Origin of the sequence: Cernens ardua, assembly GCF_051251085.1 — a bacterium.
Taxonomy (GTDB): domain Bacteria; phylum Pseudomonadota; class Gammaproteobacteria; order Pseudomonadales; family Halomonadaceae; genus Cernens; species Cernens ardua.
The window spans coordinates 112,569-127,184 of record NZ_JBPCZH010000004.1; the positions used below are offsets into that span (position 1 = coordinate 112,569).

Below are 14,616 nucleotides of genomic sequence, written 5' to 3' on the forward strand. Positions count from 1 at the left end.
CGTTATCTTCTTTATTCACCACCCCTTTGTATGAGTAACCTTTTAGCACCCTTAAAACATCCTGGTTAGCCAAATAATGCTTTCAATTGAGGGCAATGGAATGACTGATATTGCGCACAATGACGTTACTCCCTCACGGGGTGTTCTGACAGCTGTTATTGCCATCGCTGCCTTGGGTGGTTTGCTGTACGGATATGACACGGGGATTATTTCATCGGCGTTGTTATCCATTGGAGAGGACTTTCGCCTGGATGATTTCGGCAAGGAACTGGTCACCAGCGCCATTTTGGTAGGGGGAATTATCGGGGCCTTTTCCAGTGGCCCGTTGTCGGACCGTATTGGTCGAAAACTTACCATCTTGTCGGTCGCGGCATTGTTTAGTGTTGGCGCTGTCGTGACAAGTCTGGTGCCCGATACCACGACCATGGTGGGCGCGCGTGTCATATTGGGCATAGCGGTCGGTGCCATTACGCAGATCATGCCAGTCTATATTGCCGAGCTGTCTCCCGCTCGTATTCGTGGTACGTCAGTCGTCTTGTTTCAGGTCATGATAGCGGGCGGTCAGTTAATTTCCTATATCGTCGGTTACTCAATTGTTGGTCATTGGCGGATCATGTTCTTTCTCGCCATTATCCCCGGTATCATCTTGTTTATTGGTATGTTGAAAATGCCGGAAAGCCCCCGTTGGCTCATTACACGGGGTCAACGTGAAAAAGCCTTGCATGTCCTTGAGCGGATTCGTGGCAGCCGCCAAATCGCCAGCGAAGAAATCAGCAGAATTGTTCAAGTTAATCACAGTGAAGAAGGGAGTTGGTCGGATTTAACCAAGCCCTGGGTACGTCCTGCACTGGTGGCAGCAATTGGTATTGCCATTTTGTGCCAGCTTACCGGTATCAATGCGGTCATTTATTACGCACCTACCATTCTGAACAATGCAGGCTTTACTAGTAATGCCTCCTTGCTGGCGACCATTGGCGTTGGGGTGACGCTGACATTGATCACCATCATTGGCTCCTGGTTGGTGGATGCGCTGGGGCGCAGGCGCTTGATGGTATTGTTCATACCGGTCTCCATCGTGGCTCTTATCGTGCTGGGGGCGTGTTTTATGAACGGTTCACCCACGGGGTCAATGAAATGGGTGGCCGTGGCCTCCATGTTGGCTTATATCGCCTTTAATGGGGGGAGTCTCTCGGTCATTATCTGGTTGATCAATTCAGAAGTCATGCCGCTCTCCATTCGCGGCAAAGCGACGGGACTGGCATCGGTCTCCCTTTGGATAGCGGATCTGGTGGTGACTCTTTCGACCCTGAGCATGATCAGTGGATTGGGGGCAGCAGTTACTTTCTGGATCTACGCAGGTGTTTCCGTCATTGCATTTGTCTTCGTGCTTGTATGTGTACCGGAAACCAAGGGCCGCACATTGGAGGAGATCGAAGCATCTCTGAAAGACGGTACCTTCCTTCCCTATGCGAAGAAAAACCGCCATGCCTGATGCTCATGTACATTAGGAGGGAAGGCGAAAAGGTGGCCTATTCCTCCTGATGTAAAAAGGCACAGCGTCATCATTTTTACAAAAAGTGCGTTAAACACTGATTGAATGCGTCGCTCTCCGTCACGCTGCACGCATGTCCGCCGTAATCCAGACACTCAAATTCGCCATTGGGTAATGCCTTTGCCAAGGCTTCGGAGGCTGTCCACGGTACCAACAGGTCATCACGGGCGGTAATAACGAGTGTCTTATGTTGAATGGAAGAAATCCATGGGGTTGAATCGAAGGAGCGAAGGGCATCTATTCTGCGAATGACAGGTGTCTTACCGGGGAAGTGCTCAACCGCCTGCCGATGGTTTTGTTCAAGTTCCTCTGCATGGGATGACAGCCAGTCAGCAGGGAAGAGAAACAATGGCTGCGCTTTCAGAAAATCACTGGCACCACAGTGTTCGAGGATGGACAGGCGTAATTCGAAGCACTTTCGGGTCTGAATATCCGGTGCTATCCAACCGCCTGCGATAATCAGTTTATCAATGCGATCAGGTGCGATACGGGCCAGTTCCAGGCCCACCAAGCCGCCAAAGGCATGTCCCATGAAGGATGCTTGAGTAATATCTTGATCATCCAGCAAGTCCAATACTTCCACTGCCATGTCATGGACGGAATATCCCTCGGGGATATCACCTTTGCTTTGGCCTGTTCCCAACTGGTCATAGGACAAAATCCGGAAGGTAGATGACAGTGTTTCGAATTGTGGTGTCCAGAAAGCGCCTTTCCCGCCTAAACCGGCCGAGACCACCATGACAGGCGCTGATTTATTTTTATTGCCGTGCCATTCATGAAAAAGCATACAAAAATCTCCGATTGATCATTGTCATTTTTATAGAGGAATCCTAGAGGCTCGTTTCGCTTGTAGCAGCGTTGAATTGCTCTCTTTTATCGTTATATTGGAAAACGGCTTGCCCTCCACCTTCTCATGGAAAATGCCCTTACTCCAGTGCTACATCTGAGGTTTTTCGTTACCGCATATTCCAGCCATGGCTCACGACCATGCTTTGACCGGTAAGCGCATTCGTGGGGAAGGTGGCAATATAGAGGGCAGTTTCAGCGATGTCTTCTGGCGTGGTGAACGTGTGGTCAACGGTTTCTTTCAGCATGACGTTACGTATTACTTCCTCTTCACTGATACCCAATGCTTCTGCCTGTTCGGGGATCTGTTTATCGACCAGTGGTGTGCGTACAAACCCGGGGCAGATCACGTTGGTGCGCACGTTGTGGGCTGCGCCTTCTTTAGCGACCGTGCGAGCTAACCCCAACAGGCCATGTTTGGCAGTGACGTAAGGGGCCTTCAATTTGGATGCTTCATGTGAATGAACCGATCCCATATAGATAATTGTGCCACCGCCATGTTTATACATGAAATTCAGCGCAGCACGGGTAAGCAGGAAGGCGCCATCCAGATGAATCGAGAGCATTTTTCTCCATTCCGACAGGCTGAACGTCTCTATCGGCTTTACGATTTGAATACCGGCATTGGAAACGACAATATCCAGCTGGCCCCATTGGTGGATGACGCGCGCTACACCTTGTTCTACAGCGTCTTCATCCGTCACATCCATGGGGATAACAAGGGCTTTCCCTCCATTGGCGTGAATTTCCTCAGCGGTTGCCTCTGCCTTGTCGCTATCCAGATCAGCGATAGCCACGCGTGCACCTTCGCGAGCGTAACGAAGCGCGATGGCTTTACCAATACCACTGGCTGCACCAGTGATCAGCGCCACTTTGCCTTGTAATGAATGTTCTGTTGAAGAAGTCATGGTAAATACCCTCTTTTAAGTACTTGCTCTATTTGCTGAAATTGAAGGAAAACCACAATCAATACCCAGTGTTGTAAAGGTCTTGGGGTGTAAAAGAATCAGAGGCGATTGATAACGGGATCATGCTGTTTATCGTTAATCAGTTTGACCAGTGCTCGGTCGCGTGCCTGTTGCAGTGTTTCCGGCTGAATATCGCTTTGCTGAAATTCCTTTTCGACACCCTGTGTTGCTAGCTGAATCAGTTCAGGTGTGATCTTTTCAAGCGTACCAAGGTCTGCCCACCAGCTTTCGATGGGGCCTCCCAGATGTTCGAGGAAATGCTGTAATCCGCCCTTGCCTCCACCAAGATCTGATGTCAGGAACTGGCCCATGAGTGCCCAACGCAAGCCGGGGCCGTGTGCCAGCGCCTTATCTAGATCAGCCGCACTGGCTACATTTTCCTGAAGTAGATAAAGCACTTCACGAATCAGCGCGCCTTGTAGCCTATTGGCGATATGGCCGGTAATTTCCTTGTTCAGGAGGATAGGTTGTTTGCCCAGCGCTTTGTAAAACGCCATGGCGGTCTCTGTATAGGTACGGGATGTCAGTTTTCCTCCGCACACTTCCACCAGAGGAATCAGGTGGGGAGGATTAAAGGGATGCCCGAGGATAATGCGCTCTGGATGCGCTGCCTTTTGTTGAAAGTCAGACACCTGTAGCCCGGAAGATGAACTGGCAATAATCACATCATCGGCTATCTGTTGCTCCAGCTGGGTGATTAACTGTTGTTTGATATCAACCCGCTCCGGGCCGTTTTCCTGTATGAAATCGACCTGCTTGAAGTGTTCGTCAATCTGCGTGGTGAAAGTGAGGTGCTCCAGATTCAGCGCCAGTGCCATGTGGTTAGCATCGAAGGCCTTGCGGGCATCCCTGAGATACGCGTGCAGATTTTGCTCTGCTGCAGAGTCAGGATCCATTGCGACGACGTTCAATCCTTTCGAGAGATAGAACATGGCCCAGCTCATGCCAATCACGCCGCAGCCAACAATCCCGACACATTTGATATGTTTAGCGCTACACATGTCACTCTCCCAGAGTAATACCTGTCAAAGGACCAAACCCACTGGCGACTGTTTCAACGGACCCGGGTTTGTCCAACGTATGACGATAGATCGTGCCGCTGAGGTCAGAGACATAAATAACCCCCGTCTCTTCATCCAGTGCCAGTGCAATGGTCTCCTTGAATCCCGCCGCAATAACCTGGTGATTTTTCAGCTTTCCATCCTCAAGTTGGGCGCTATTCAGACTATTGCCGCCTTTGGCATCGTCACCTCTGTCGGTCCAGAACAGTGTGCGGTAATCACGGCTGAATTCGAGATCGATGGGCTCGGGTAAATGATCAAGCACTACCTCGATATCGTCCCGTTGGGCAATATCACCTGTTATTCGCTTATCGGATTTTGACGAAGGAAGAGCCAGTGGTGCTCGCAGGATTCTGCCCAAGCCGCCTTTGGAAGGGCCTTTTTGTGTCCAGTAAAAATGATTGTCGTGCTTGTTGAGCGCAATGCCTACACAGTGGCGGGTATAGTCATGAGCATCACGGGGAAATATTCCTGCCTGAATCAATACTTCAGGACAACTGCCGTCTGTATTGGCGCGGAAGACTCGCATCCCCTCACGATCGCACCAGTAAAGATGTTGATTTTCCTTGTCCAGCACAAGTTGCTTTCCGGTGACGAATAAACCGTTTCCAACCAACTGACGCTGCTCCGACCCATCAATATTGATGGATTCAACGGTACCGTCGGCCTGAAAGAATTCGAGCGAATCCTGTTCCTTGATGCGCCCCATGTTCGTCCAGTAAATCCGCTTTGAGGATTCATCAACAGCAATACCATCCGGATGGGTCTTCAGGTTATCAAGAATGACCCGCGATTCACCCGTTGATGTATCCAGACGTAGAATTTTTCCTACAGGAAGTGTTTGGAGAATATAAAGTGCACGACTCATAAAGGCTCCTGATGCGATAGGTTTTCATCACTGAAAAAATCCTAGCACAGTGCTTCATTGCATAGGCGCAAAGGAGTGTGCGATAAAGCAAAATACGATAAAACCACGATGTGAGAAAACCGTGTTAGAAAGAAACAGGTTGGAAAAAACCAGCTTATAAAAAACCAAGTTATAAAAACCTGCGTTCTAAAAACCTACGTTCTAAAAACCATAGAACAATACGGCTTTATCGATAAAAAACTGCATTGGGAGGGGCTTATGCCTCAGAAGCTATATCAGGAATATGGCATTTTTGCGGTATTGGGGACGGTTTCCAGCTACAGCAAGGCGGCTGAAAAACTGGGTATGCATGTGTCCAGTATCAGCCGCAGTATTCAGCGGCTTGAAGAACACCTCGGTTATCGCCTGATTTTGAGCAGCTCTCCGACCATCAGACTGACGAAAGCAGGCCTGCAACTGGCCAATCAGTTGGGCCCGCTCTATAGCACTATTGACCATACGGTAGAGGTATTGCAGAAAAATCGGCTAGGCAAGGAGCACATTAGGATATTGGGCCCTCAGGAAGCGCTGACTGAGCTTATTAACCCGGTCATTCACCTGTTCTCTTCGAAACATCCCGGGCTTACGTTTGGTATGGAAGCGACAACGCATTTACCCGATCCCCTGGAAGACGATTTCGATATATTTATCAGTCATCGTCGGCAAGAGATCACCCATCAAACCCTGGTTGTCAGCCGCCTGTGCAGTTATCCGATTGCTCTTTATGCATCCCCTTCACTTATACAGAAGTTTGGCATGCCTAAGCATCCGGATGATCTGGTCCATTGGCCATGTTTGGCGCGCCCTAATGAAGAACGTTGGACACTCCTGCATATTGATAATCAGCAACAGTATGACATCCCGCTTGATATTCACGTGACGGCAACGCCTCAAACGGTTCGAATGGATCTGGCCCGCTCGGGCGATGGGATTACGCCCGCTAGTGTCCGTCTATGTGCACCTTACGTTGGAAAGGGAGAGTTGGTTCCTGTATTACCTGAGTATCGACTACCGGAGGGAGAATTCTATGTGGTTCAGCAGAGCCATCACCTTGTGGCTTCTGTCGTTAAAGAATTTATTGCAGCTCTTCACGCTTATGTCGATACCCTGTGAATAATAAAACCGTGTCCGATACAAATGGGATGTCATCGTGGGTGGTGCGTACTTCTTGCCATGGTCACAACGGGTCATGATCCGTTCTTTCTGCAGGTAAAAGAAAGTCGTATAGGGTTACTATTTTTCTTCATATAAAGTGTCAGGCTCAAGGATATCTGCATTATTGGGCTACATACGTGGAAGGATAGAAGCATGTATATCGGCGTTGATTGCGGTACGCAAAGCACCAAAGTAATCGTACTGGATTCCGTTTCATTAAAGATTGTCGGTGAGGCATCCGTAGCGCATCAATTGATACAGGCCGATAACGGAAGGCGTGAACAAAATCCTGGGGATTGGATTGCGGCCTTTGAACAGGCATTGGCTGCTGCATTGAAGAAAGCCAATGTTCCGGCCAGTGAGGTCAAGGGCATCGGTATATCCGGGCAACAACACGGTATGGTGGCGCTGGACAAGGATGGATATCCCGTTCATCCAGCAAAATTATGGTGCGATACAGAGTCTTTTCACGAAAACGCACAGCTGCTGGAACAGTTGGGAGGCCCAAAAGGGTCACTTGAGCGGTTGGGTATTGTACTGCAAACCGGCTACACTGCTTCCAAAATAGCCTGGCTGAGGCACCACGAGCCAGAGGCCTACTCCCGTATTGATCTGATTCTTCTACCCCACGATTATCTTAACTTTTATCTGACGGGTGAACGTGTCACTGAAGCCGGTGATGCTTCCGGTACCGGGTATTTCGATACCCGCTCGCGCCAATGGTCACGTGAAACATTCGCGCTGGTGGCGCCCGAACTGGATCCAGACAAGGTGTTGCCCCGAGTGATCGAGTCACACCAGCCGGCAGGTACTGTTTTACCTACCGTGGCGGAGCATCTGGGGTTAGGTCGTGATGTCATTGTCTCCAGTGGTGGGGGAGACAATATGATGGCTGCCATTGGTACCGGTAACATCCTTCCCGATATCATGACCATCAGTCTGGGAACCTCGGGCACGCTCTTTACCGCCTCTGATCAACCCGTGGTCACCCCTGATGGGTTGGCCGCCAACTTCTGTTCCTCTACAGGGGGTTGGCTACCGCTTATCTGTACGATGAATGCAACCTCTGCCACCACACAGATTCGTAATCTATTGGGTCTGGATCTGAATGCGTTCAATCGCCTAGCAGCCGAGGCTGCACCGGGGGCGGGGGGAATTACGCTTCTTCCCTTTTTCAATGGTGAGCGCGTTCCTCCATTACCGGATGCCACCGCCAGTTGCGTCGGTATGTCGAGCTACAATACCAGCCCCGGAAACATGGCAAGAGCAGCGCTTGAAGGTGCCACTTATGGGCTTAAATATGGGTTTGATGCGATGTTGTCTGCCGGTAAGGAAGTACCCCGCCGGATCAGATTGGTGGGTGGCGGTGCCAAAAGCCCGCTATGGAGGCAATTGGTGAGCGACATCATGAATTGTGAGCTTGTCTGCCCACTGAATAGTGAATCAGCGGCGCTGGGCGGTGCTTTGCAAGCCGTGTGGTGCAGAGGTGGCCTGGAGGGATCTTCTACGTCACTGGAACACTTGTGCAGCGATGCTGTGATGTTGGATGAGACCACTCGTACACGGCCACAGGATGACAATGTCAGACGCTATGACGAACTGTATCAGATATATTTGAAGACCCTCTATGAACGTTATCCCGCGTTGCCGGGAAATCCTCGTGTTTGAATTTACAGAAGGGACGATTCGTCCACGACTCTTTCCTGTTTATTCATGATTGTTAATGTGTAAATAGCGACGCCACATCCCAGCAAAACCAGTAGTGCCCCCATGACACTGCCGAGTGTAGCGTGTTCCCCCAACAACAGGATGGAGCAGACAAATCCCCAGAGTGGTTCAGTCCCCATCAGCAGATTGACGCGTGTAGGTGATGTTTTTCTGACAGCAAAATTTTGCACAAAGAAAGCGGCAATGGTGCATACCAATGATAAAAAGGCTGTACATAGCCAAAACGTGAGGCTATTGGGTAACTGGAATTTTGCTGGTGAAGCTACCAGAACGGCTCCGATTAAAATGGTCACCGTTATTGCTTGTAGTGCCGTTACGCAGGCACTGGAAAGTGTTCGCCCATTCAAAACGCGTTTAGTGGTGATTACCATGACGGCTCGTAATACCGCGGCAATAAGTACCAGCGTGTCACCTGCATTGAAATGATCAATCCCCCCTGTGAGTACCCAAACACCTATCACCGATAGCAGGCACCCGATAATGACACCGGAAGGCGGCAGTGTTTTTTGTAGCGCATATTCAAGAAAAGGGGTGATGATGACACACAGGGATATGATGAGCGCTGTATTGGTGGCCGTGGTCATGGCAACACCATAGGTTTCGCAGATGAAAATCAGGCACAGGATCCCGCCGAGTAGGCTTGTCCCTGCCACATCGGTGCATCGGATTTTTTTTAACTCTTTTATCGATAAAGCGCCCATTAGAAGGGCTGTTAATAAAAACCGTATGAAGATAAGCGTTAATGCCGTAGTAAAGAAGAGAGCTGTCTTGGCAATGGGATAACTGGCTCCCCAAGCGATAGCGACACCGAGTAATGCAATATCAGCCACCCAGTAGTGGGTATGTGGGTTATTGCTAACGCTGGCTTTTGGGTGCATTGATTACGCTACTCACTATTTATGACTACTTATAACTATTTACAACGCCCTTTATATCTTTCTATATAGCTGTTCTTCCTGATAAATACCAATGGTTACCTTTCCGCTTAAGGTCAGGTTATGGAACGTCAGGCCAGGAGTTTAAGTGCGTGAATGGAAAGCTTTTTCATATACGGATAGAAGAGCCTCTATTGATGAAGAAGTGCTTCTTTTAACACCTTGAATATTCGTGAATCCCCGCATTGCGCCACATTGAAACGCATCATGTGGCGAGCCTCTGACCGTTGGCTGAAGACATCTCCCGGCGCTGTAATAACTCCCTCTTTTGCACATCGTTGAGCAACGTCCTTTGCAATATGTCCATCAGGGAGACGACACCACAGCAACATGCCTGCCCTTGGGGTGAATTCTGTTGTGATCCCCAATGCTTCAAGGCGAGTCATGGTGCGCTCTCGAGCGACGCTAAGCCGTTGATGCAGATGCTCTAGATATTTTCGATAACCACCATCGCTTAATACTTCATGGATGACAAGAGAGGATAAATGGTTGGCGCCAAAACTGGTCGCGAGTTTGAGATCAATCAGTGCTTCGATCCATTCGGCATTCGTGGAAATGAATCCACACCGTGCCGACGCCGAAACGGTTTTCGTGAAACTGCCTATCTGAATGACCTTGTGCCCATCATCAAATGCGGCTAACCGTGGTACCGGAGAGCTCTGGAAATCCGCAAACGTATCATCTTCCACAATAAGGGTCTTGGAGCGTTCGATCAGCTTGAGCACTCGATGAGCTTTGAGAGGCGATAGGATGGCACCGGTTGGATTGTGAATTTCCGAATTGGTGATATACAGGCGAGGCGCATGATCGGTAATCGCCGTAGTAAAAGCGTCCAGGTCAGGCCCATCCGATTCATATGGGACCCCGACAACATTCACTTGATGGGCACGTAACAGCGCATGAAAGTTGAAATAACAGGGATCATCGACCAAAACAGTATCATTGGGTCGAAGGAACAGGCGACATGTCAGATCCAGCGCTTCCGTGGCTGAATCAGTCAGCATGATATGCGATGCAGCCTGCATGATTCCCCGGTTTGCCATACGACGTGCAATGAGCTGTCGCAATGGTAGCAATCCCAGAGGAGAGGCATAGTCAACCAGCTCAGCCTGATACTGGCGGGCTATTTTTCTGAGTGCCCGTTGTATTCCTTCGGTGAACATCCAATCTACGGGTAACCACCCACAGCCGGGTCTCAAAGTAGAAGGCGATTCTTCCAATGATTGCCGTGAGACCCACAGTGGGTCTATATCACGCTGATCGGGGGGTGTCAGGCTGGAAAGTTCAAGGGGAGCCATATGATCACAAACGTAGAAACCTGAACCACGGCGTGCTTCAAGCGTTCCCTTTGCACATAGGCGCTCATATGCCTCGTTAACCGTTGAAACAGAGACATCAAGCGCTTTTGCCTGAGCACGGATCGACGGTAGCCGACTTCCGGGCACATACTGCTGGCCGGCTATACGGTCAGTGACATACTGCATTACCTGTTCAATTCGGGTCACTTGCATGCTCCTGCCTGGCAGATTGTTATGGTTTTTGTTACATAACAGTTCTTTTGAATTGTACTGTTTTATTCATGGTTAATCGGTTTTACAAATGATGCAATAGCTTTTTCCTTCAGGAGGGAGCTAGAAGACCTATGGCTGAGCAACCCATATTCATGGATCAGGCACAGAATTCCAACAAGAGTTGGATCTATGGCGGGATAGGTGTCCTGATTTTTGCAGGGTCATTACCCATGACTCAATTGGCAGTGAGTCAGTTGAGTCCATGGTTGGTGACAGGGCTAAGAGGTGTGGTTGCCGGAGCCATTGCCCTGATATTGCTGAAAACTCGCCAGCAACCCATACCTACCGGTAAGCAATGGGGGATATTGGCTGTCATTGCAGCAGGGGTAGTGTTGGGTTTTCCTTTATTGACGGCGCTTGCCTTACAGTATGTCTCCTCAGCACATTCGGTTGTCTTTCTTGGCTTGTTGCCTTTGTGTACCTCGCTATTTAGTGCATTAAGAGAAAAACATATACCAGGGCCACTATTTTGGTGTTTTGCCGTGGCAGGAAGTGCTTGTGTCGTCGGTTATGCGATAAGCCAGATTACGGCAACCAGCATTGTAGGGGATGCATTGATGTTGGCGGCCATTATTACGTGCGGATTGGGATATGCAGAAGGAGCAGCCCTTTCCCGTACATTGGGTGGATGGCAGGTTATCTGCTGGGCGTTGGTGGTCAGCTTGCCTGTTTTATTACCACTGACGGTAGTCATGCTCCCTGCAGCTCACTTACTGAATGTCCACTTATCTACGTTCTTTGGGCTGGTCTACGTCACTCTATTCAGTATGTTGATCGGTTTTTTCTTTTGGTATCAAGGCCTCGCATTGGGTGATACCGCTAAAATCAGCCAGCTTCAACTATTACAGCCCTTTATCGCACTGGGCCTTTCGGCACTCATTATGGGGGATACCATCAGCTCAGGAATGCTGATGGCGTGTGTGGGGGCTTTGCTGTGTGTGGTGGGCATCAGGCGGTATGGTTGAGTTTAATTTGATTGTAAGGCGTATTATTTACCAAATGGTAAAAAATATTTTTCGTATAATCAGCTAATTAGCCTAACTTTTATAAAGTAAACACAATGATAAATTGATGCATATTTCAATGTTAATATAACCAATAGGTATTACACTGGGTTTGATGATTTTTACTAATATAAGTAAAAAGAATAAAAATAAAGCGATGTGGAGTGTGTGTCTTGTTTGGAAACATAAATTTTTTACTAAAAAAATTGACATTCAAAAAATACATAAGTTAGGATGGTTAATACTAGCTTAAGGAGCTAGTTAATAGAAATAGCTGTATGATCTTAAGTCTAATGTTAATTAAGTTAGGAGAAGTAGCTATGAAAAAAGTAAATTACGAACAGCCTGAATCTATGTCCACTATCTTTGATGGATCATATAATACGCAGTATAAAAGTATTGTACAAGTTAAGAAAAAATAAGTCATAGATGATATATAAACCGGGGGGGCTCCCTCGGTTTATAGTTCTCCCATATGCATATCCTATACACCCTGATATTGTAATAAAAAATAAATATAATAGAGTATGACAAACGGATTGTAAGCTGTTTGCTAAATTTAAGATTGCTGGGTATGTCACATGAAAAGATTAAAAATTTCTGAATATTTTTTTCTAGTTCCTATTGGTAGTAACCTTGTTTTATGGGATACAAAGAACCATTCCCAGTATGACTTGGAAAAAGAATATCTGGATGCTCTTTTCTACTTCATTACTGATCCTGATTATAGCATTTCTGATTCTATAAAAGATGAACTTGTTGATGCAGGTATTATTGTTAATTGTCATGATGGCAATCAAATAGATACTGCTAATGATGAATCATGGAAAATATTGAGAAATTTCTTTCTTGAAGGTACGAAAGCGACTGTAAATGATTACCGTGAAGTAAAACCTCATGATGAAGAATACATCAAATATTGTCAGTCGATATCAGATTCACAAGATGAATTTTTCTATGAAAATTTTACACTCAAAAACAGCATAGAGCTCCCATCCTTTTCAGAGAAAGAGATTACTAATAACAATATTGTTTCTCTTTTAAAAAAACGTAGAACATATAGAAATTTTTATACTGATAGATACGTCGATATTCAAAAATTTAGTAATATAATGGAGCTTTGTTTTGGCTATACAAGCCAAAACAAAGAAGTTTTCCCCAATGTCTGTAGATTCGGTTTTACTAGAACATCACCTGCAGGTGGTGGTCTGCAATCAATAGAAGCGTACGTATATATTCGTAATGTAGAAGGGATAGAAGAAGGATTCTATTATTATAATCCTAAGCACCATTGTTTACATAAGATAGAAAGTGATTTTGATTATAATAATTTCTATAAATTGTTTTTAGGACAGTCATATATGGGAGAATGCTCTTTTTACGTATTGTATGGCATAAATTTCAAGTTATTGGATTGGAAATATAAAACATCCAGATCGGCAAGAGTTGCATTGATGGATGCAGGGCATCTATCCCAAACATTTCATCTTGTATCCAATAGCATGGATATACAAACCTGCATGACAGGAGCATTTTTTGATGATGACTTATCGGACGTATTTGACCTGAAAAATGAAATACTGCCTGTTTTAGTTACAGGTGCTGGCTATAGTAATGGTAGTACGATCACGAAATTGGATGAAGAAATTTTTGCCCGTGACTATCAGGATTAATAATAAAAGCAAGTTGTGAAACAGCATAGGAACCTTGATGGCTAATCCCCCCACCCAGTGGAGGGATTACTGTGACTCACTCCTCCCCAAACGGTACAAACAATCCCTTCACCTCGTGAGGTTCGCACCGCAGGTACTGATTGGGTGCTGCTACTTTGTCGCCCAGTTTTGCGGCTGCATGCCAGGGCCAGCGCGGGTTATAGAGCATGCCACGGGCCAATGCCACCAGATCCGCTTCCTTCTCGACCAGAATGGCTTCTGCCTGCTCGGGTTCTGTAATCAGTCCAACTGCAATAACGGGAATCTCTACTTCCTTTTTGATGCCCGCGGCGAATGGCACCTGATAGTTGGGGCCAACGCTGATCTTCTGATCGATAGACAAGCCACCACTAGAGACATGAATAAAATCGCATCCTGCTTCGGCCAACGTTTTGCTGAGGGCAATTGATTGTTCTAAATCCCATCCTCCATCAACCCAATCCGTTGCTGAAATACGCACGCCGACCGGTTTGTGCTGAGGAAAGACTTTGCGGACATCATGGAAGACTTCAAGGATCAGACGCATACGATTTTCCAGGGAACCCCCGTATTGGTCCTCGCGCTGATTGGAAAGCGGTGATAAAAACTGATGTAACAAATAACCATGGGCGGCATGAATTTCAATCAAGTCCAGTCCCAATTGTTCTGCACGACGGGCACTCTCAACGAAAGCGTGTTTGATCTCACTGATATCACCAAGTGTCAGTGGAACAGGCGCATTGTCATCATCTTTAAAAGGAATATCGGAGGGCGCGGATGTTTGCCAGCCCCCCTCTTCAGGACGTATTTGGTGACCACCATGCCAAGGTGCTGCCGTTGAAGCCTTGCGACCGGCATGACTGAGCTGAATACCGACAGGTATGGGTGAGTAGGTTCGAATGTCCTGTATGACATGCTCAAGCGCCTGTTTACGCTCATCATCCCAAAGGCCAAGATCATGTGCGGTAATACGTCCTTCCGGTGTGACGGCAGTCGCTTCCAGTATCAATAAGCCTGCGCCAGAAAGCGCCAGATTACCCAGATGAATACGATGCCATGCAGTAGCCTTTCCGTCTTTTGCAGAGTACTGGCACATGGGCGCAATCACGATGCGGTTTTCAAGGGCCAACTGCCCCAGTTTGATTGGGCTGAATAGATGACTCACGTTCTATCTCCTCGGATTCGTTTCATAAATGGA

The 14,616-nt window shown here is 47.6% G+C and carries 12 protein-coding genes; 5 read left to right on the plus strand and 7 right to left on the minus strand.

The genetic code is table 11. The features are described 5' to 3' along the window. Positions 1-100 precede the first annotated feature (100 nt). On the plus strand, positions 101-1,492 hold the full coding sequence (locus LMG33818_RS08550; protein WP_442322955.1) for a sugar porter family MFS transporter: 1,392 nt from the start codon (positions 101-103) through the stop codon (positions 1,490-1,492). A 76-nt stretch (positions 1,493-1,568) separates the two neighbouring features. Here LMG33818_RS08550 and rutD read toward each other — a convergent pair whose 3' ends face one another. From rutD to LMG33818_RS08570, 4 genes are all read right to left on the minus strand, one after another. Continuing rightward, positions 1,569-2,339, minus strand: coding sequence for a pyrimidine utilization protein D (gene rutD / locus LMG33818_RS08555; RefSeq protein WP_442322956.1), 771 nt, complete (start codon positions 2,337-2,339; stop codon positions 1,569-1,571). A 169-nt stretch (positions 2,340-2,508) separates the two neighbouring features. After that, positions 2,509-3,306, minus strand: coding sequence for a 3-hydroxybutyrate dehydrogenase (locus LMG33818_RS08560; protein ID WP_442322957.1), 798 nt, complete (start codon positions 3,304-3,306; stop codon positions 2,509-2,511). Positions 3,307-3,404: 98 nt separating this feature from the next. Further along, positions 3,405-4,367, minus strand: a complete 963-nt coding sequence (locus LMG33818_RS08565; protein ID WP_442322958.1) for a 3-hydroxyacyl-CoA dehydrogenase NAD-binding domain-containing protein — start codon at positions 4,365-4,367, stop codon at positions 3,405-3,407. A gap of 1 nt (position 4,368) precedes the next feature. Then, entirely contained in the window at positions 4,369-5,295 is a 927-nt protein-coding gene (locus LMG33818_RS08570; protein WP_442322959.1) for a hypothetical protein, read from the minus strand. Positions 5,296-5,553: 258 nt separating this feature from the next. Between LMG33818_RS08570 and LMG33818_RS08575 the strand changes: the two genes are divergently transcribed. Both LMG33818_RS08575 and xylB read left to right on the plus strand, forming a co-directional pair. Beyond that, positions 5,554-6,447, plus strand: coding sequence for a LysR family transcriptional regulator (locus LMG33818_RS08575; protein ID WP_442322960.1), 894 nt, complete (start codon positions 5,554-5,556; stop codon positions 6,445-6,447). 195 nt (positions 6,448-6,642) lie between these two features. Continuing rightward, on the plus strand, positions 6,643-8,157 hold the full coding sequence (gene xylB / locus LMG33818_RS08580; RefSeq protein ID WP_442322961.1) for a xylulokinase: 1,515 nt from the start codon (positions 6,643-6,645) through the stop codon (positions 8,155-8,157). Between the two features lie 2 nt (positions 8,158-8,159). Here xylB and LMG33818_RS08585 read toward each other — a convergent pair whose 3' ends face one another. Both LMG33818_RS08585 and LMG33818_RS08590 read right to left on the minus strand, forming a co-directional pair. Further along, on the minus strand, positions 8,160-9,095 hold the full coding sequence (locus LMG33818_RS08585; RefSeq protein ID WP_442322962.1) for a DMT family transporter: 936 nt from the start codon (positions 9,093-9,095) through the stop codon (positions 8,160-8,162). A gap of 188 nt (positions 9,096-9,283) precedes the next feature. Then, positions 9,284-10,657 (minus strand): aminotransferase-like domain-containing protein, encoded by a 1,374-nt coding sequence (locus LMG33818_RS08590; protein WP_442322963.1) that lies wholly within the window; start codon positions 10,655-10,657, stop codon positions 9,284-9,286. Between the two features lie 137 nt (positions 10,658-10,794). Here LMG33818_RS08590 and LMG33818_RS08595 point away from each other — a divergent pair, with 137 nt between their 5' ends. After that, positions 10,795-11,688, plus strand: a complete 894-nt coding sequence (locus LMG33818_RS08595; RefSeq protein ID WP_442322964.1) for a DMT family transporter — start codon at positions 10,795-10,797, stop codon at positions 11,686-11,688. Between the two features lie 620 nt (positions 11,689-12,308). Beyond that, positions 12,309-13,400 (plus strand): SagB/ThcOx family dehydrogenase, encoded by a 1,092-nt coding sequence (locus tag LMG33818_RS08600; RefSeq protein WP_442322965.1) that lies wholly within the window; start codon positions 12,309-12,311, stop codon positions 13,398-13,400. A 76-nt stretch (positions 13,401-13,476) separates the two neighbouring features. Here LMG33818_RS08600 and LMG33818_RS08605 read toward each other — a convergent pair whose 3' ends face one another. After that, complete coding sequence (locus tag LMG33818_RS08605; protein ID WP_442322966.1) at positions 13,477-14,583, minus strand: NADH:flavin oxidoreductase/NADH oxidase; 1,107 nt, start codon at positions 14,581-14,583, stop codon at positions 13,477-13,479. Positions 14,584-14,616 lie beyond the last annotated feature (33 nt).

Excerpts from the sequence above, each read along its gene's own strand:
- LMG33818_RS08550 (WP_442322955.1), top strand. The coding sequence starts at position 101 with ATGACTGATATTGCGCACAATGACGTTACTCCCTCACGGGGTGTTCTG.
- xylB (WP_442322961.1), top strand. The coding sequence starts at position 6,643 with ATGTATATCGGCGTTGATTGCGGTACGCAAAGCACCAAAGTAATCGTA.
- LMG33818_RS08585 (WP_442322962.1), bottom strand. The coding sequence starts at position 9,095 with ATGCACCCAAAAGCCAGCGTTAGCAATAACCCACATACCCACTACTGG.
- LMG33818_RS08600 (WP_442322965.1), top strand. The coding sequence starts at position 12,309 with ATGAAAAGATTAAAAATTTCTGAATATTTTTTTCTAGTTCCTATTGGT.
- LMG33818_RS08575 (WP_442322960.1), top strand. The coding sequence starts at position 5,554 with ATGCCTCAGAAGCTATATCAGGAATATGGCATTTTTGCGGTATTGGGG.
- LMG33818_RS08570 (WP_442322959.1), bottom strand. The coding sequence starts at position 5,295 with ATGAGTCGTGCACTTTATATTCTCCAAACACTTCCTGTAGGAAAAATT.
- LMG33818_RS08560 (WP_442322957.1), bottom strand. The coding sequence starts at position 3,306 with ATGACTTCTTCAACAGAACATTCATTACAAGGCAAAGTGGCGCTGATC.
- LMG33818_RS08565 (WP_442322958.1), bottom strand. The coding sequence starts at position 4,367 with ATGTGTAGCGCTAAACATATCAAATGTGTCGGGATTGTTGGCTGCGGC.
- rutD (WP_442322956.1), bottom strand. The coding sequence starts at position 2,339 with ATGCTTTTTCATGAATGGCACGGCAATAAAAATAAATCAGCGCCTGTC.
- LMG33818_RS08595 (WP_442322964.1), top strand. The coding sequence starts at position 10,795 with ATGGCTGAGCAACCCATATTCATGGATCAGGCACAGAATTCCAACAAG.